This is a genomic window from Niastella soli (assembly GCF_017742245.1).
Lineage (GTDB): Bacteria > Bacteroidota > Bacteroidia > Chitinophagales > Chitinophagaceae > Niastella > Niastella soli.
The window spans coordinates 2,346,605-2,366,227 of sequence record NZ_JAGHKO010000001.1; the positions used below are offsets into that span (position 1 = coordinate 2,346,605).

Below are 19,623 nucleotides of genomic sequence, written 5' to 3' on the forward strand. Positions count from 1 at the left end.
ACCCAAAAAAGAAAGAACATGTTTAATATATTCTTGAAGCGGCCGGTCTTTGCGATCGTGCTATCCCTGGTTATCGTCTTTATGGGGATACTGGCCATCAATACCCTTCCAACCTCGCAGTTCCCTTCCATTGCGCCACCACGGGTAATTGTAAGTGTGGCGTATCCGGGCGCCAGTGCCGATGTGTTGGTAAAATCAGTACTCATCCCCATGGAAAAAGCCATCAACGGGGTGCCAGGTATGAAGTACATGACATCAGATGCCACCAGTGCCGGTGAGGCCAACGTACAGGTGGTGTTTGATCTGGGGACCGACCCCAATGCGGCGGTAGTAAACGTAAAAAACCGCATTGAACAGGTAACAAACCGTTTACCTGTACTGGTACAACGGGAAGGTATTATCGTTAACATTCTGCAACCAAACATGTTGATGTATGTGAACGTATTCAGTACCGACAAACACGCTGATGAAAACTTCCTTTACAACTTTACCAACGTAAATATCCTGCGTGAGCTAAGCCGGGTAAAAGGTATCGGTAGTGCGCAGATCCTTGGTAGTCGTCAGTACGCTATGCGTATCTGGTTGAAACCCGATCGTATGCGCGCGTATAACGTGTCAACCGATGAAGTGATGGAAGCGCTGGGTGAACAAAGTATCATCGGTTCGCCCGGTAGGTTGGGCCGAAGTGATGGTAAACGTTCCGAAGCATTGGAATATGTGTTGACCTATCAGGGACGGTATAACCAGCCCGATCAGTATAAGAATGTGATCATTCGCGCCAACCCAGACGGTGAGATCCTTTATCTGAAGGATATCGCCGATGTGGAATTGGGAAGTGAGTTCTATGATATCTATTCAAACCTCAATGGCCACCCCTCTGCGGCCGTGGTTTTGAAACAAACATATGGTAGTAATGCCCAGGATGTGATCAAGGCGATAAAAGAAAAGCTGACAGAACTGAAGAAAGAATCCTTCCCGCCGGGAATGGATTATGAGATCGATTATGACGTATCGAACTTCCTCGACGCTTCTATTGAAAAAGTGTTGCATACCCTCGGCGAAGCCTTCGTGCTGGTGGCCATTGTGGTGTTCATCTTCCTGGGCGACTGGCGTTCTACGTTGATCCCCACCTTGGCGGTACCCGTATCGTTGATCGGTTCATTCTTCTTTATGCAGTTGTTTGGGTTGAACATCAACCTGATCACCTTGTTCGCGCTGGTATTGGCAATTGGTATTGTGGTGGACAACGCCATTGTGGTAATTGAAGCAGTGCACGCCAAAATGGAAGAGACGCATATGTCGCCTTACAATGCTACCAAACAGGTGTTGCATGAGATCAGCGGGGCCATCATCGCCATCACGTTTGTAATGGCGGCGGTGTTCATTCCGGTGGCCTTTATGTCGGGTCCCGTAGGGATCTTCTACCGGCAGTTTGCCATTACCATGGCAACGGCCATCGTGCTCTCGGGTGTGGTAGCGTTAACATTAACCCCCGTATTGTGCGCCATGTTGTTAAAGAATACGCATGGTAAACCAAAAAGAAAAACCCCAATCAATTGGTTCATTGGCGTTTTCAACCGTGGGTTTGAAAAACTGACCGGCCGCTACAGCAATTTTATGGAAAGGATCGTGAGCCGGCGATTGGTAACTTTTGTGTTATTGGGGGCGCTTTGTTTTGGCATTTTCGGTATAGGTAGAACGCTGCCTACCGGTTTCATTCCCAGTGAAGACCAGGGTATGATCTATGCCATCATTCAAACGCCGCCCGGTTCAACTCTTGAAAGAACGAACGACCTGGCAAAACGCGTACAGGAAATTGCTGAACATGTAGAAGGCGTTCAATCTGTATCAGCGCTAGCGGGTTATGAAGTATTGACAGAAGGACGTGGTTCCAATGCCGGTACCTGTATCGTCAGTTTGAAAGACTGGGCCGAACGTAAACATAATGTAACGCAGATCATTAAAGAGCTGGAAGAAAAATGTCACGAAATACCTGGTGCTACCATCGAGTTCTTCGGGCCACCAGCCGTACCCGGTTATGGTGCTGCGGGCGGTTTTGCCTTGCGTTTGCTCGATAAAACCAATAGTGACAACTATACTGACATGGAAAAGGTGAACGATGATTTTATGGCTGCGCTCGGAAAACGCAAAGAGCTCACCGGTTTATTCACCTTCTTCAGTGCCAACTATCCGCAATATGAATTGCAGATCGATAACAAGGCTGCTATGCAAAAAGGCGTTTCCATCGGAAAAGCCATGGACAACCTGTCGATCCTGATCGGTAGTACCTATGAGTTAGGTTTCATCCGGTTCGGGAACTTCCTGAAAGTGTATGTACAGGCATCACCTGAGTATCGCGCATTGCCCGACGATCTGTTGAAATTATATGTAAAGAACAATCGCGATGAAATGGTGCCTTATTCAGCATTCATGTCCATCAAAAAATCGCATGGCTTGAATGAGATCACCCGGTACAACATGTACAACTCCTCAGCTATACGCGGGGAACCTGCAGCAGGTATTAGTAGTGGTGAGGCCATCAAGATCATTCAGGAAGTGGCTGATAAAACTTTGCCCCGTGGTTATGGTATCGACTGGGAAGGTTTGTCAAAAGACGAATCTGCCCGTGGTAATGAAGCGGTGATCATTTTCGGCATTGTATTATTGTTCGTGTATTTGATCCTGGCAGCCCAGTATGAAAGCTTTTTGCTGCCGCTGTCGGTGATCCTGTCGCTGCCTGCGGGGGTGTTTGGTTCATTCCTGCTGATCAAGTTTGCTGGATTGGCCAACGACATTTACGCCCAGGTAGGTTTGATCATGCTGGTAGGTTTGTTGGGTAAGAATGCAGTGTTGATCGTAGAGTTTGCTGCGCAGAAACACCGGGCAGGCATGACCATATTCCGTGCAGCGATGGAAGGGGCCAGAACGCGTTTTCGTCCTATCGTAATGACCTCGCTCGCCTTTATTGCCGGGTTGATACCGCTGGTAATTGCTACCGGTCCGGGCGCCATCGGTAACCGTACCATCGGTTCATCTGCATTGGGTGGTATGTTGATCGGTACGATCGGGGGTGTAATAGTGATACCCGGGTTGTATTATCTGTTTGCCAAAATGGCCGCCGGTCGCAAGCTCATTAAAGGGGAAGACGAAAATCCATTAACAGAAGAAATCGATCATCATGTTGAAAAGTAACCTCTATAAATTAGTTGGACTGGGGTGTATTTGCCTGGCGTATACCGCCTGTAAAATGCCCGCTGTTACAACTAAAACAGAAAACAAATCAGTGCCTGCGAGTTTTAACAACTCAACTGACACCGTTAATACAGGCACGGTGAAATGGAAAAGTTATTTCACCGATCCTAACCTGGCAGCGCTCATCGACACTGCGTTGAAGAACAACCAGGAATTGAATATTACCTTACAGGAAATAGCCATCACTAAAAACGAAATAACCGCCAGAAAAGGGGAGTACCTCCCCTTTGTGGGTGTTCGTGCAGGTGCGGGTGTTGAAAAGGTAGGCCGGTATACCAGCCAGGGCGCTGGAGATGCTACTACCGAAATAAAACCTGGTAAGGAAATGCCTGATCCGCTCCCCGACTTTTTAATAGGCGCTTATGCTACCTGGGAAGCAGACATCTGGCACAAACTGCACAATGCAAAAAAAGCAGCCGTTGCAAGGTACCTGTCATCCATAGAAGGCCGGAACTTTGTGATCACCTCGCTGATCGCAGAGGTAGCCAATTCTTATTATGAATTGCTGGCGCTGGATAATCAGTTGAAGATCGTAGACAGTAACATTACCATACAATCCAACGCGCTGGACGTAGTAAAACAACAAAAGGAAGCGGCCCGGGTTACAGAGCTGGCGGTGCGTAAATTTGAGGCAGAAGTGTTCAACACCAAAAGCCTTCAATACAGCATACAACAGCAGATCACTGAAACCGAGAACCGCATCAACTTCCTGCTGGGCCGTTTCCCACAGCCCATTACCAGGGATGATAATTCTTTAAATGCAGCGTTACCTGTTACTATACAAACCGGTATCCCTTCACAGCTGTTGAGCAACCGGCCCGATATAAAACAGGCCGAGCTGGAATTGTCTGCCGCCAAACTGGACATCCAGGTGGCCAAAGCAAAGTTCTATCCATCGGTTGGGATCTCAGCGGGAATAGGTTGGAATGCATTTAGCCCTACCTATTTGTTCAGGACGCCTGAGTCATTGTTGTATTCACTGGCCGGTGAACTGGTGGCACCATTGGTAAACCGGAATGCGATAAAAGCAGAATACATAAATGCAAATGCCCGGCAGATACAGGCCGTTTACAATTATGAACGTACAATCGTAAACGCGTTTGCTGAAGTGGCCAACCAGGTAGCAAAGATCGGTAACCTGGCAAAAAGTTATGACCTTAAAACACAACAGGTAGCTGCCCTTACCCAGTCGATCGATATCTCGAATGACCTGTTCAGAAATGCGCGGGCCGATTACATGGAAGTGTTGATGACACAACGAGATGCCCTTGAATCGAAGTTTGAACTGGTAGAAACCAGGATGCAGCAAATGAAGGCCATGGTGAATATTTATCAGGCGCTAGGTGGTGGTTGGAATTAATGAAAGAATAGTTACAGAAATAGAAATACAAAAAGGCCCCGACAGCAACATCGGGGCCTTTGTTTTGGCTATTGTTATTTTTTATTCCTGTCCCAAACTTCGGTGAGGTTGGAAGAAATACCCAATTGCATTTGGGTAAAAGCTTCTGTAGGATGTTTTAAATTAATATGGTGGTTATAGCGGAAGAAGATCTTATTATTTGGTTGTCTTTTGCCAAAATACATTAAATTAATACTTGGCCGTATCCAGGGTTCCCATTCGCGATTGCTGATGAAAGAACTGTGTTTTACTGATACAAATGATACAGGCAAAGAAAGGGTGATGGCAAAGTTGCGGTGACGTTCGATGGTGACAAGCGGTTCAATATAAATTTGATTTTGCGATACATTCCTTAAAACGGTATCAATTACCTGGACCCCCTTTTGCACCGTGTCATATACTTTTGAACCCATAAAATTATATCCGGCATTTAATTGTATACTGCTGAAGAGATGGTTGGGTTTAGGTGAAGAAAATCCCCGTATCAAATTAACTTTTAAGCCCAGGGAGTAGGTAGCCCGTTGTAACAATTCCTTCCTGCTTACACTATCATTGTTATATAAAGCGGTGCCTTTAAAGTCATTATCAAATTTTGATAATCCACCCTGAAAGGATATATAATGAAATGGAACAAGTGCCGTGCCTCTCACACTTTTTGTACGTGTTATGAATTTGGCATCTGCGGTAAATTGCGCCAGACCGTTGGCATCGCCGCTCAATCCTTTAATATCAGTGAAAACAGCCACATTGAAATAAGTATTTAATGAGGTGGATTCTCTTAACAAATAAACGCTATCTGTTTTAGTTGGGAGTAGGGTTATGTCAAAATCACCATATACAACATCATTATATGATCTGATAACGTTGTAATCTATTACATCGTCCAGAAAGATATATTTGAGGTTGGCTTGCGGATCATATTTTTGATTTTCCTGGTGTAGGATGCCTCTTCTATTTTCGTCTTTGTTCTCGTCTACAAACTCATCACCGATATGTACCAGGTCAATAATATTGTTCTTATTTCGGAAAGTGCCTTTCTCTGTTTTTACAATTATTTCCAGAATAACCCCTTCTTTAACGGTCATATTAACTTCCCTGATCCTGGCGCTGTCTTTAAGTTGTCCTTTATTGTAGATTTTTGCCATACTACGCATTGACATAGTCGCAACAACCTCTAATGAATCGAGCTGTTTTGAAATAAGTGCCTGTCTTTCCATGATCAGATCATTTTCATTATTCTTAACGGTCTTTAAAGAATCAATTGTTTTATTTTGAGCATTGATATTAGCGTCCTTTGCTAAAATTTCCGCATTCTTATTTAGTATAATACTATCCAGGCTGTTTGCAGTACTGTCTTTTGCTTTAATGGCAGTAACAAGATTTATTTCTTTTACTTTTTGTTTGTCAATTGCCATTCGTTTCCTTTTATACTCGTTCTCCAGCGCGGCATTTTCGACTTCAGTTTTATTACTTTTGTCTTTTAACTGCTGGATCTTGTCATTTATCTCTTTGACTTCATTTGTTGCGGCATCTAATTGTCGATTAGCCTCAAGGAGCAATTTGTTCTTAACTTCCAATTCCTGCGTTTTTGCCTGAATTGCCTGAATTGTAGAATCAATCTTTGAGGAGTCTTTGGCTACCTGTTGCGCTTTCAAATTGGAAAACAGGTGTGAAATAATAAATAATAATAGAAGATTTTTCATACAGTTGTTTTGGGGTATTTGAATGGGCCAAAACTACTATATGTGTCCCCTGCCATACAACCGTGAAAAAACCCATTTTACAGTAAGGTAATGTTGCAGGTACGCGATTGGCATGGAATTTTTGTTGTTGAGCCAAAATAATAATATGCCGTGGTGGGATAGGATCATATTGGGCAACACACTTTTAAACTGGTTTATTGCCATTGGGGTTATTGTGGTTTCCTGGGCCGTGATCCGCATAGGTCGGGTTGTACTGTTAAAACGGTTTAAAACTTTTTCTGCCAGAACGCGTACTACGCTAGATGATTTTATTGTGCACCTCACCGAAGGCGCATTGGTACCCGCGTTATACCTGGGCACCTTGTATGCAGGCATTTCTTACCTTACAGTAAGTGCGAAAGTGAACAGACTGTTGCACATTGCCGTAATGGTAGTGGTAACGTTTATTATCATTAAGACCATCACTTCGGCCCTCAACTATTTGATCAACCATGCACTGGGCAATGATGCCGGAGACGTTGAAAAAAAGCGGCAGGCGCGGGGAATTATTCTTATCATAAATATTGTATTATGGATCCTTGCGTTGGTATTCCTTGTAAACAACCTCGGTTATAATATTACTTCTGTAGTAACCGGGCTGGGTATTGGTGGCGTAGCCATTGCCCTGGCCTCGCAAGCTATCCTGGGCGATCTGTTCAACTATTTTGTGATCTTTTTCGACAAGCCCTTTGAAGTAGGCGACTTCATTATTGTAGATGATAAAATGGGTGCTGTAGAATATATAGGGGTGAAGAGCACACGCATCAGAACGTTAAGCGGGGAGCAATTGATTTGTTCCAATACCAACCTGGTGAATGCCCGCATACATAATTACAAAAGAATGGAAACGCGGCGAGTGGTGTTCAATTTTAATATCGTATATAATACGTCGCCAGAAAAAGTGGCTAAGATCCCTGGGATGATAAAAGAAATAATTCAGGCGCAGGAGACCACCCGGTTCGATCGCGCTCATTTTTCAGCGTTCGGGCAATTCAGTTTAACCTTTGAAGTGGTGTATTATATTTTAAGCGCCGAGTATAATTTGTATATGGACAGGCAGCAGGCTATTTACCTGGCCATCCTGAGTGCATTTAAAAAAGAGAACATTCATTTCGCCCTACCCACCCAAACGTTGTTGTTTAACAGCGGGCCGTTTGCCGCAAATGCTGAGGTGAAAACCAGTTAAATATAGCTGTAGAAACAATTCCCCTATCTGGAAATTAAATGTAGTAACAGAATTAAGTTAATGGCCATGCAAACCGAAGCCAGTATCATGATAATGCGGCCATGCATGCGGCTCCATTGGTCGTACATTTTTACGGTACTGCCATCCTTTAAGGTTTTTTTTGCCTGGTTAACAACAAGCCCGCTAAGAAAACCGGCAATAGCCAGGTAAAAGAAATAAGATGCTCCCAACAGGCTGACAATATAACCCAGCAGGATCCAGATCAATTCCAGCCGCACGGGTTTAAAATTATCCGAATGAATAGAAGGAAGGGTTACAGGGGCCTGTAATCTTTCAGATAATATCTCAGTAGCCACTTGCAGGTCGTAAGCGTTCCAGCCATCGGGGTGATGAATGATCTCCTGCAATTCGCTGACAGAATATGATTGCATCAGGTGTTCAAATCCTGGTTGCGCCAAATCCTGTTTAGCCTGATCGGCGAGCAGATGATTTACGTGATTGAATTTTTCTTTAGGGATTTGCAAGGTAAACATGGCATCAACCACTGCGCCCAGATATACTTTGTCGAGCTGGTTTACCTCATGCTCAAGCGCATAAGGAATATGGTGCTTTTGTAACAGCGAAATCAGGAACTGTGCGTCATCAGGCGAATAGAACCTTGAATAAGTAGCATATTGTAGCATAGGAACCTGGGTATGGCCACAAGTTACATAAATTTGCAGGAAGAGGAAGACTGCTGCGAGGAAGAAATCATCAAATTATTGTAAAAAGTTGTAAAGGAATTATAAATATTGCTGCCATGAAGAAGAAAGCCATCATTTTCGACCTGGACAACACCATTTTTTCTGTATACAGCATTGGCAATGCCCTGTTTGCACCCTTGTTTGAATTGATTGAACAGGACGGTACGCAACAGCAGCACATGAACAACATCAGGGATGAAGTGATGCGCAGGCCTTTTCAGCAAATTGCAAATGACTATCAGTTTGATGAGGAGTTGGCAACTAAAAGCATTAAGTTATTGAAACAGCTGGTATACAATGCGCCTATAGAGCCGTTTGAAGATTATGCCCTGGTGAAGCAATTAACTATTGATAAATTTCTGGTGACCACCGGTTTCCTGAACATGCAACAAAGCAAGGTAGATAGAATGGGATTGCAGAATGACTTCAAAGAAATACATATTGTTGATCCTTCCACCTCCAACAAAACCAAGAAAGATGTGTTTGAAGATATTATACTACGGCATCAGTATGCAAAAGAAGTTGTATTGGTAATTGGCGACGACTTAAATTCTGAAATAAAAGCAGCGCAGGAATTGGGCATAGATGCGGTGTGGTATGACAAGTATGAACGATATGAACCCAAGCCTCACTTAATAAAGATAGCTAACTACCAGCAGTTGGTTGACATGCTGCGTTTCTAAAATTGCACGTTTTGGCGAAAGTTCAAAGTTAATCAGCCCCATTAAAGTCGACAGATACATTTTCATTACTTACATTCATTGATAACAGAAAATCATACCATTCCTTATCAGCGCAATAAGAAATAAGTAAAGTATCGGCAGATGTATCATTAGGGATTTCAATAGCTGTTACTTCATTTATTTTCACTGAGATCGCTAAACTACTGTTTAGGGTGATATGGGCATACATGCCATCGGCAATATTGCCTGATACAATATTGCCCAATAAAGCAAAATATAACCTTTCAGGAATTCCAAATGAGCTTACCGCATGGAATTCGGAAGAATCACTGGTTGTATTTGACATGGGACCGGGGTTATGCAGTTCGTTAATAGGGGCCAAAGTTAACTAACGGCCAGATTAAAGTTTGTAATTAATTTTATATTTTAGTGCGATTATTATTAAAGAATGCAATTACCCCCATACTATCAACGGTTAAGTAAGAAGTATCCCCTGGTAACAGCCGAAGAATGGGAGATGCTGGATATCATAGCTACCGTGCGGTATATCCGAAAGGGCGAGGACTTTTTGCGCTATGGAAAGATCGCCAGGTATTCGGCGTTTGTATTGAGCGGACAGTTTAAATTCAGTCTGCTGAATGATGAAGGGGCTGAGAAGATCGTGAAGTTTAGTTTTACCGATGATTTTCTGGCAAATTGTGAAAGCTTTCATAAAAAAGCGCCTTCGAATGTTTGTATCACCGCGCTGGAAGATTCAGTGATCCTGCGCATTAATACAAAAAAGCTGCAGCCGTTGTACGATCAACACCGTAATCTGTTGCATGTGAATTTACAATTGTACCAGGAGCTCATGGAGCAACAGGCCGAACACCAGTATATTCTTTCATTAAAAAGTCCTATCCAGCGCTACCGGTTCTTGCTGGAGCACCGGCCGGCGATCATTGAGAAGATCTCGCTTACCAATATTGCGCGGTACCTATATATAAGCCGCGAAGCATTGAGCCGGGCCAGGATCTTACTCTCGGGCCGCAAATTTTGTGATTGAGATCACGGCCCCCCGTTTTCGATGCCGATAGATTTGCTGAAAAAAGTATGAAGCAAAGTTTGGTATTGTTACATGGCTTATTTGGCGGGTTGAGTAACTGGCATGGAGTAATAGCGCATTTTCAGGCGGATTATGAACTGCATATCCCCGAGCTGCCCATTTTCGATAAGCACAGCGGCGACCCGTTGGCCTACCTTACCGATTACCTGGAGTTTTATATAAATAAGAATAGCTTGACCAATGTAGTGCTAGTAGGCAATTCACTTGGCGGGCACGTGGCCATTTTATATACCCATCGTCATCCTGAAAATGTAAGCCGGTTGATCCTGACTGGCAGTTCTGGCTTGTATGAAAACACCAGTATGGGTGGTTATCCCCGCCGGAGCAGTTATGAATACATCCAGGAGCGGGTAGCGTATACCTTTTATGATCCTGCTGTTGCCACTAAGTCACTGGTTGATGAGGTCTTCACCATTACCAGCGATGCCCGTAAGTGTATGAGTATTGTACGCACCGCTAAATCGGCTCAACGCCATTATGTAGCCGACCTCTTGCCCACTATTAAAACACCTGCTCTATTAATATGGGGAGAAGATGATAAGATAACCCCGCCACATGTAGCACGCGAGTTCGGGCACTATTTGCCCAATGCTTCTTTGGTGATGCTTAAACAATGCGGTCATGCGCCAATGATGGAAAGGCCGGCTGATTTTAATGAAGTGGTAGAGGCGTGGTTAGGGGAGTAAAAATTTGTACTCTCAAAAATTACTATTGTACTCTGTTAAAAAACTTACCCAACGGTTTGGTCTATAACACAATTCTGACTGTTTATATATAAGGGTTATTTCATCGGTTATCAGCAAACGATCAGTATCGATTGAAATTAATCATTTTGAAACCATTCACATTGCAATTTCAGACAAACCGGTGAAGTATTATAATTTGGATGTGATTATATCGGTAGGGTACCGGGTAAAGTCGCCTCGCGGCACCCAATTCCGAATTTGGGCCAACAAAGTATTAAAAGATTATCTGGTTAAAGGCTATACAGTAAATGAACAACGTCTCCGCGATCAAGCTAAACAGCTGGAAGAGCTAAAGCAAACGGTTAAGTTATTGGGAAATGTGGTCGGTAATCATGAACTGAGCTCTGAAGAGGCTACTGGTCTGTTAAAAGTGGTCACTGATTATACCTATGCCCTGGATGTGCTGGACCAATATGACCACCAGGTACTTGAAATTCATGCAACAACATCAGCAGAGTTATATATAATTACCTATGACGAGGCCATGTTGGCCATAAAGGGATTGCGGGACAAGTTTGGCGGCAGCTCGTTGTTTGGTAATGAGAAAGATGAATCTTTTCAAGGGTCCTTAGCTGCTATCTATCAAACATTCGATGGGCATTATGTTTATCCTAGTATAGAAGAAAAAGCAGCTAATCTGCTATACTTTGTAATAAAGAATCATTCTTTTTCGGATGGAAATAAACGCATAGCAGCCTTCCTATTTGTATGGTTCATGGAGAAGAATAATATTTTGTATAGGGTAGATGGCTCTAAAAGAATAGCAGATAACGCGCTCGTCGCAATCACCTTAATGATTGCTGAAAGCAAACCTGAAGAGAAAGAAATGATGACTAAGGTGGTGGTGAATTTGATCAATTTGAAGAATTAGCAACTGTTCGGAATTTCCGCACAGTTCAAATTTGATGCACCAAAAAGCAAATTCGGAATTTCCGAATTTGCTGACATTGTTTCAGTTGTTGCATTTTATGCAACAACTGAAAGTGTCGAAAAAGCATTATGCAGATTGTGCATATTGCAATGGGAAACTATCAAGGAATCCTTGAAGGTTCAAAAAGACTCCAGCAGGAAATGTAATGTGCAAATATTGCACATTACAATATCCCCTTGAACTTGTGCAACTTCTGCACAAGTTCAAGGGGATATTTGATTACAGGTTTAAGAAAAAGGCTATCTTTCGACAGCAATTTATAATATGAGCCATAATTTCCACGCCACCCCTGAAGATGTAGCCACCCTCCTGAAAGTAGTTACAGATTATACCTATGCATTAGATATACTGGACCAGTATGATCACCAGGTGCTTTCAATTAGCAATACAACCGAGGAAGAGCTATATAAAATAAATTATAAAGAGGCCATGTGGGCCATAAACGGACTGCGTGAAAAGTTTGGAGGTAGTGCCTTATTTGGTAATGAAAAAGACGAATCCTTCCAGGGATCATTAGCTGCTATATATCAAACCTTCGATGGGCAATATGTTTACCCCAGTATAGAAGAGAAAGCTGCCAATCTGTTATATTTTGTAGTGAAGAATCATTCCTTTTCCGATGGCAATAAACGCATAGCCGCGTTTTTGTTTGTATGGTTTATGGAGAAGAATAGTATTTTGTACCGGAAAGATGCGACTAAAAGGATAGCAGATAACGCGCTTGTAGCAATCACCCTAATGATTGCCGAAAGCAAGCCCGAGGAAAAAGAAATGATCATAATGGTGGTGGTTAGTTTAATTAATTCTGCGAACTAGGTATATATATACAAAGCCTACCCGATCCGAAGAACAAATAAACACCGCACTGAGTACACTCCTGTACTTGAAAAAAATATATATAATAACTGCGTCATATATTCGAATATTACATATATTTGATACAGCAATTTTATGCAACAATTAAGTGTCACTAATAGTTGCAGCATCTTACGACTCCAATAATCCAGGCCCCCAACCCCTTCATTAAAATTTTAAGTTCATGTCTGCGTGAGGCTATGCCTTGCAGCTAATCTTGTAATCGTTTAAAAGACTATTACCAGGTCATCTATTGCCAAATTGCAATTGATCATTAAACCTATATTATGTTAGAGAAAGTAGTAGATATCAATTTGTCGGTTAGTATTGTCGGACGGGAAATAATTGCCCGCCTTATATTCTCAAACAACACTGATAAGAGAATATTTCTTGATAAACTAACGATCTGCCATCATAGTAATATTGAGCATAACTTATTTAAAGTCCTGGACAAGCAACGCAAGCGGGTTGATTATACAGGAGTAATGATAAAGCGGGACGTTACAAGGGAGGATTTTGTTGAAGTGGAAGCAGGAGGGAGGATTGAAGAGTATATTATACTGGATCAGGTGTATAAAGTGAATAAGGGGAATAAATATACTATTCAATATTACGCATATAACCCATCTTATAAAGAGATGTCGGAGTTTATGAGACTTGAATCAAATACTGTAGAGTTTAATTATTAATTGCTCTTGTCCTGATCGGCAGCATGAACAGGCAATAAGCATAATATGCCGCGGCAGTTTTAAATTTATAGTCGTATGAAGAAAAAACATGTTGATGTTGATTTAACTTTTACAATAACAGGGAACAAGTTACTAGCGCATTTGGTGTTTTCGAATAATACCCCAAAGAAACTTTGGGTGAACAAGTTCTTCATCTGTTACATGAACAGAATTAGGCGCAATTTATTTAAGATTGTTGATGATCGTAATGGTATCGTTAAATATAGAGGTCCTGTTGATTTATATGTATCAGAGAGAAATTATCTGCCTTTGTATCCTGGTGAAACGATTGAGTCCAGTATTGTTTTGAATGAAGTATACGAAATGAAAAGGGGAGTGAAATATACCATTCAATATTGGGCAATACATCCGGTTAATTATCACAGTTGGCAGATAAACAGGGTTGCCTCTGTTCCCATTGAGGTTATCTATTGAGGAAGGCCTGAAAATAACAGCCTGATTTATTGATGATACTAACCAATACACTAACATTTTAAACAACAATAGTATGAATCAAAAACTAGTCGGTGTTAATTTGTCTGTCTTATTCAATGTTCAAATTATCTCCCTGCCAATCTGGATGAACAGAGACTTACGAAGATTGGATCTGATTTTGTTGAAACGGTCATAAAATAGGTTTTATGAAGGATTAAGTGGAATCAATCTCCCTATGTTAACCTCCGGTACGTTGGATGTTGTGTTGCTTACTAGTGCAAGCCCCGCTGTTAAATACACGCGGGGCATTTTTTTTCATGTGGCAACGTTCTGTAACAACCTAAATTTGATGTACCCGACGACCCAGCAGAGGTGATCATTGATTTTAAAGAAAGCAGGATCACAGATATGAATGCCATTGAAGCATTGAACAAACTCACCGAGCGTTATCAAAAAGGAGGAAAGACATCACACCTTCTATTTAAGTCCCGATTACCGCGTATTGATAAAGAACGCCGAATCGGTTATAGATGTCAATGTAATGGAAGACCCGGAATACAAAGTGGCCTTAGATTAAATTTAGAAGCAACGATTATAAGTATAAATCAGGCGGTTACACCTTCAGTGTAGCCGCTTTTTTATTGTAGGCTCATATGCAATCCTTAATGTATGTAAAATGGCCCTTTTACGAATATTGTCATTTTCTTTGTTGAAATTACCCAGTCAAATTTTCTATTACCTGTTAAGTACTGCGTTGAAGTTAGTTATTCTGTTTTATGTGAAAATGCCTCTTTATATGCAATAATAAGGCAACTTGTCTTGATGTTTTTCGGTATATTCAGTAAGGATCAAATAGTAATTATACCAAAAACTAAAAGTCACATGAGAAAAAAACTTCACGTTTTTTTACTGGCCATGCTATGCACACTGGTCAGTAAGTCACAGACCCTGAACCTCTCCGGCAGGGTGCTTGACGAAAACGGAGCCCCTATTCCATACGCTTCCGTTGTCATCAAAGGAAAAACAAAATTAGGTACTACATCAGACCCCGATGGGAAATTCAGCATCGCTGCTTCAAAAGGAAATGTGTTGATAGTGTCCGCTGTCAATTATGCTTCCAGGGAAATAACAGTCGGGGCAGGAGGAGGGCCATTAGAGATCAGGCTGCCTGCTGCTAAAGTTGATCTTTCTGAAGTAGTGGTGACCGCCATGGGTATCAAACGTAACGAAAAGGCAATAGGTTATGCCGTATCGAAAGTTGATCCCAGTAACCTGGTCCAAAAATCTGAACCCAATATCCTGAACACATTGGCCGGAAAAGTACCGGGGGTGGATATACGCGCAGGTCAGGGCGCTCCGGGTGCCGCTTCGCGTATTCAAATACGCGGAGTATCTTCCTTTAGCGGTAGTGATCCGTTGATCATTGTAGATGGTGTTCCATACAGTAATCCACTCATCAATACTTCCAACCCGTTTCAGGGTGGTGGTACCTACGGTTCCGGTTTAAATAACCTCGACCCTAATGATATTGAATCTATCAGTGTATTAAAAGGTGCTGCAGCGGCTTCGTTGTATGGTGCTCGTGGTGTCAATGGCGTTTTGCTCATCACCACTAAATCTGGCGCACCGAAAAAAGGTGCCAAATCATTGAACGTAAGCTATCGCGGCGGATACAGTATTGAGAAGGTGGCTGACATCCCTGAATTTCAGAACCTTTATGGTGCTGGCGCCAACTTCAGAACGCAGGCTTCCAACGGTTCATGGGGCGCGAAATTCGGCAAAGGAGTTATTTATGATGCAAGTGGAAATGTAATTCGTCCGTCGTCATCTGGTATCGATTCCATTCCTGCCTCCACCTGGGCTACTATGTCAACTGCATACCCCGAACTCTTTCCCAATGGCATGATTGCTTATAGAGCTGTTCCCAATAACGTGTCTTCACTTTTCAATACCGGCAACCTCATGGAACATTCCATTGGAATGAATGGCGGCGAAGGGAATTCGCTTTTCAATGTTACATTATCGCAGGTGAATCAAAATGGCTATATCTCCAATTCAAGTTACCGGAAAAGTAATGTGAGCGTGGGCGGACAAACAGCTGTTGGTAAACTGACCATTGGTGCCAACGCATCGTACGCCCGGTCGAAACAGGTAGGTGGTTTTATTGGGGCTGCGCAAAACTTTATATCGCAATGGGGCCGTACCTATACAATGGCCCGCAACTGGGATATCACCGGCTGGCCTTCCGAAAGCAAAACTGGTCAACAGATCGGTTTTAATGATGGACAGTATACCAATCCCGTATGGGGCGCCTATCACAATGTGATCACTTCTACTGAAGATCGGATAGTGGGCACCGTTCGCGCTTCTTATAAATTCAATAATTGGATACGAGTTGATTTTAATGCCGGCATAAATAACTATGCCCTTTACAGAGATCAAATAATCGACAAGTCATCGTATGGCAGTGCCGATAATTCATTGGGCACCATCACTGAAGTGGTGAGCAGACAACAGGAGTTGCAAACAAAGCTCCTGGCAATCATAAGTCCGAAGTTGTCTAAAAACTGGAGCCTGGATATTAACCTGGGTAACGAGATAAATGAAAGGAACACCCGGCATCAACAGGTATATGGTGTTGATTTTGTGATCCCCGGTCTGTATAATTTGAATAATACCCGCCGCCAGAGTTTTAGCACAGGTGGTGATGCCAGAACAAAAAGAAGATTGGTTGGTGTCTTTGCTGATGCCACATTGGGCTATAAGAGCTTTGCATTCCTTAATGTTACAGGCAGAACTGATCTTACATCTACGCTGCCTTATAAAAACGCCACCTATTTTTATCCCGGTATTTCCGGTTCTGTCGTTTGGTCAGAAGCACTCAACCTTAAATCGAGCTGGTTCGATTATGGGAAGATCCGGGCAGGCTATGCCCGTGTGGGTAACGACGCAGACCCTCATATGGAACCTATATTCAATCTGAATGCTGCTGGCTTCCTTGGTCAGCCATTTGCAACAAGAGGAAGTAACAGCTATGATCCTAATCTGACGCCTGAGTTTGCCAAGGAATTTGAAGTGGGTTCTCAGCTTAGGTTCTTCAATCAACGCGTAGGCCTGGAAGTAACCTGGTATGATAAAAGATCTACTGGTCTGATCTATGCGATCAGTCTTCCTCAAACAACAGGGTATAGTAATTATTATACAAACCTGGGTGAGATCCGTAATACTGGTTGGGAAATAGGGCTCGATGTAAGTCCGGTCTCGACCAGCAATTTCCGCTGGGATATACACGGTGTTTATACCCAGAATAAGAATACCGTTGAAAAGTTAATAGAGGGACTTACTCGCAGTCAACTGGGCGGGTATAACTGGATAGAAGCAGGAATGCCTTATGGTTATCTGCGCGGTTCACACTCAGCCCGTTCAGAAGATGGTCAGTTGCTGATCAACACCAATTCCGGGATGCCTTACCTCGATCCCAACGATGGCATGGTGGGCGATCCAAATGCCAAATTTAAAATGGGTATTACCAACACGCTTTCTTATAAAGGGTTTACGTTTAATGTGCTTTTCGATATGACCCAAGGGGGGGATTTTTACTCTGAAACTATCAGCAGTATGTTGGGAAGAGGTGTTACAAGGGATACAGAAAAAAGAGAGAAAAATGCGGTGATCACCGGTGTTTACGGTGATCCTACCCCGGTAGTAGGCGCAGATGGATTGAATCACTATGTGCCCTTATTGGTGAATGGTAAAACAGTTCCCAATCAAACAAGGGTTACTACCAACGATTTGTTCTTTACCGCAGGCACGGGTGCCAGCTTTGCCACCAATGGCGCTTTTGAATATGCGGTCTTCGATGGTACGGTGTATCGGATACGGGAAATAAGTTTAGGTTACAGTTTGCCTGCCAAATGGGTAAGTCCGCTCAAATTAACTGGTATTACTTTATCTGTTAACGGTCGTAATCTTTGGTACCTGGCGCCTAATATCCCTAAGTATACGCATTTCGACCCGGATATCAACTCCGTGATAGGAGCCAGCACGCAAGGTGTTGAAACGGGTGGGGCCCCCAGCACTAAAAGATTTGGAGTTAACCTGAACGTCACTTTCTAATCATACCGCAATATGTCAATTATGAGAAGAAAATATTTTATATACGCATTTATAGCCTTACTGATTGTGATCGGAACTGGCTGTAAGAAATTTCTGGATGTAAATAAGAACGTAAACAGCCCTACGCCGGCATCAGTAAATCTATCGCTGGTATTGAGTGCTGCTGAGCGTAATATTTCAAACAACGTGGCCCTCGGTTCAACCCTGGGTAATAACCTGGCATTGTATACACACCAGATCACTGGGCGTATAGCAGCAGACAGATATAATGCCGCTGCATCAAACTGGAATGAGCTATATGCTGCTATTTCCAACCTGAATGTGATCATTAAACGGGCGCCTGCCGAAAGCCGGTTTGTGTACGCAGGTATCGCGAAAATACTGAAAGCACATACCGTGAGCTTACTGGTTGATATTTGGGGTGATGTTCCCTATTCAGAATACGATCGGTTTGATGAAGGTATTTTACAACCCAAATTCGATAAGGGGTCTGAGATCTATCCGCAATTGATCGCTTTGTTGGATGAAGCAATTGGCGATATCAATAACCCCGCAACTAACACTTCCAAACCCGGTGCTGACGATTATATTTATAAAGGAAATACAGCCAACTGGATAAAAGCTGCCAATACCATAAAGCTGAAATTATATACACAGGTAAGGCTGGTGCAGGATGTTAAATCGCAGGTAGCTGATTTGCTGTCAAAGCCTGCTTCACTTATCAATAACGAGAGTGAAAGCTTTATGATGCCCTATGGGCCAATCGTCACTACTGATGACCGGCATCCGGCATATGGCGATTATACAGCCACGCAACGGGGCGGACAGCTATTTAGTCCCTGGTTGTACGAGATGATGAAGGGAAGAAACCCGGATATCTTAACGGGGTTGGCTGACCCAAGATTACCGTATTATATCTATAACCAGAAATCAGCGCCCGGCGGCTCGAACCCTACACCGGAAAACTGTACTGAGTTCCGGGATGGTGGTTTTATTTCCATTCTGTTTGGTTCCAACGGCCCCTGTCGGGATGGATCAAATAGCCAGACTTACTCACTCCTGGGCATTTATCCTGCAGGCGGACGTTTCAATGACAGTGCCGCCAAAAGCGTAAACTCACTTGGTAACCAAAATGCAGGAACAGGTGCAAGACCACATGAGTTTATAACTTATACAGATCGCTTATACCTGGAAGCGGAGTTGATGCAGGCTGGAGTTGTTTCCGGCAATGCAAGAGATGTATTCAGCAAAGCACTGGATGCCACGTTTACACATGTAGATAATGTGGTGGCTAATTATGTAAAACCAGGATCAGCAGGGGCAGCGCAAACTGTTCCCGCAATTGCGACATTAGCGGCTACTAAAGCATATAAAGATGGAGTGCTTGCAGCATATGATGCCGGAAGCGATGCAAAGAAGATGGAGTATATTATGACCGAGAAATGGATCAACCGGATAGAGAACCCAATAGATAATTATACTGATTACCGGCGAACAAAATATCCGGTGTTGTTTGCTCCCGCGCCTGAGGGATTAGTTACCAACGTGACCGGTCCGGATGGGAAAGTAACACCCGTATCAAACGACAGAAAGTATCCCTGGAGTTTACCATTTAGTACGGGTGAAATTGGATTGAACAAAAACGCTCCGCCACAAAAGGTAGCAGAATTGTATAAGGTATTCTGGCAACCATAATCGATCA

General features: G+C 43.0%; 15 protein-coding genes. 12 read left to right on the forward strand and 3 right to left on the reverse strand.

What is annotated here, in order from left to right:
* The first annotated feature begins 18 nt into the window (after positions 1–18).
* On the forward strand, positions 19–3,192 hold the full coding sequence (locus J7I42_RS09800) for an efflux RND transporter permease subunit (RefSeq protein WP_209138594.1): 3,174 nt from the start codon (positions 19–21) through the stop codon (positions 3,190–3,192).
* Positions 3,179–4,612 (forward strand): TolC family protein, encoded by a 1,434-nt coding sequence (locus tag J7I42_RS09805; protein WP_209138595.1) that lies wholly within the window; start codon positions 3,179–3,181, stop codon positions 4,610–4,612. Before J7I42_RS09800 ends, J7I42_RS09805 begins: the two co-directional genes overlap by 14 nt.
* Before the next feature lie 74 nt (positions 4,613–4,686).
* On the opposite strand, the gene J7I42_RS09810 is transcribed toward J7I42_RS09805, so the two are convergent.
* Complete coding sequence (locus tag J7I42_RS09810; protein ID WP_209138596.1) at positions 4,687–6,354, reverse strand: coiled-coil domain-containing protein; 1,668 nt, start codon at positions 6,352–6,354, stop codon at positions 4,687–4,689.
* Positions 6,355–6,499: 145 nt separating this feature from the next.
* Between J7I42_RS09810 and J7I42_RS09815 the strand changes: the two genes are divergently transcribed.
* Complete coding sequence (locus J7I42_RS09815; RefSeq protein ID WP_209138597.1) at positions 6,500–7,579, forward strand: mechanosensitive ion channel family protein; 1,080 nt, start codon at positions 6,500–6,502, stop codon at positions 7,577–7,579.
* Positions 7,580–7,602: 23 nt separating this feature from the next.
* On the opposite strand, the gene J7I42_RS09820 is transcribed toward J7I42_RS09815, so the two are convergent.
* Positions 7,603–8,262 (reverse strand): hypothetical protein, encoded by a 660-nt coding sequence (locus J7I42_RS09820; protein WP_209138598.1) that lies wholly within the window; start codon positions 8,260–8,262, stop codon positions 7,603–7,605.
* 116 nt (positions 8,263–8,378) lie between these two features.
* On the opposite strand from J7I42_RS09820, the gene J7I42_RS09825 reads away from it, so the two are divergent.
* Positions 8,379–9,005: an HAD family hydrolase gene (locus J7I42_RS09825; protein WP_209138599.1), complete on the forward strand. Its 627-nt coding sequence runs from the start codon at positions 8,379–8,381 to the stop codon at positions 9,003–9,005.
* Positions 9,006–9,033: 28 nt separating this feature from the next.
* Here J7I42_RS09825 and J7I42_RS09830 read toward each other — a convergent pair whose 3' ends face one another.
* Positions 9,034–9,351 carry a hypothetical protein gene (locus tag J7I42_RS09830; protein WP_209138600.1) on the reverse strand — a complete coding sequence of 106 codons (318 nt, stop codon included), beginning with the start codon at positions 9,349–9,351 and terminating at the stop codon, positions 9,034–9,036.
* Positions 9,352–9,453: 102 nt separating this feature from the next.
* Here J7I42_RS09830 and J7I42_RS09835 point away from each other — a divergent pair, with 102 nt between their 5' ends.
* The 8 genes from J7I42_RS09835 to J7I42_RS09870 all read left to right on the forward strand — a co-directional run bounded on the left by J7I42_RS09835 (position 9,454) and on the right by J7I42_RS09870 (position 19,616).
* Entirely contained in the window at positions 9,454–10,050 is a 597-nt protein-coding gene (locus J7I42_RS09835) for a Crp/Fnr family transcriptional regulator (RefSeq protein WP_209138601.1), read from the forward strand.
* A gap of 47 nt (positions 10,051–10,097) precedes the next feature.
* Positions 10,098–10,796 carry an alpha/beta fold hydrolase gene (locus J7I42_RS09840; protein ID WP_209138602.1) on the forward strand — a complete coding sequence of 233 codons (699 nt, stop codon included), beginning with the start codon at positions 10,098–10,100 and terminating at the stop codon, positions 10,794–10,796.
* A 202-nt stretch (positions 10,797–10,998) separates the two neighbouring features.
* A complete protein-coding gene (gene rhuM, locus J7I42_RS35550) occupies positions 10,999–11,727 on the forward strand; it encodes a RhuM family protein (RefSeq protein WP_378571176.1) in 729 nt (242 codons plus the stop codon).
* Between the two features lie 324 nt (positions 11,728–12,051).
* Complete coding sequence (locus J7I42_RS09850; RefSeq protein ID WP_209138603.1) at positions 12,052–12,603, forward strand: type II toxin-antitoxin system death-on-curing family toxin; 552 nt, start codon at positions 12,052–12,054, stop codon at positions 12,601–12,603.
* Positions 12,604–12,929: 326 nt separating this feature from the next.
* Complete coding sequence (locus J7I42_RS09855) at positions 12,930–13,331, forward strand: hypothetical protein (protein ID WP_209138604.1); 402 nt, start codon at positions 12,930–12,932, stop codon at positions 13,329–13,331.
* A gap of 75 nt (positions 13,332–13,406) precedes the next feature.
* Positions 13,407–13,805 carry a hypothetical protein gene (locus J7I42_RS09860; RefSeq protein ID WP_209138605.1) on the forward strand — a complete coding sequence of 133 codons (399 nt, stop codon included), beginning with the start codon at positions 13,407–13,409 and terminating at the stop codon, positions 13,803–13,805.
* Positions 13,806–14,687: 882 nt separating this feature from the next.
* Entirely contained in the window at positions 14,688–17,921 is a 3,234-nt protein-coding gene (locus J7I42_RS09865) for a SusC/RagA family TonB-linked outer membrane protein (RefSeq protein ID WP_209138606.1), read from the forward strand.
* A 21-nt stretch (positions 17,922–17,942) separates the two neighbouring features.
* Positions 17,943–19,616 carry a SusD/RagB family nutrient-binding outer membrane lipoprotein gene (locus tag J7I42_RS09870; RefSeq protein ID WP_209138607.1) on the forward strand — a complete coding sequence of 558 codons (1,674 nt, stop codon included), beginning with the start codon at positions 17,943–17,945 and terminating at the stop codon, positions 19,614–19,616.
* The last annotated feature ends 7 nt before the right edge of the window (positions 19,617–19,623 follow it).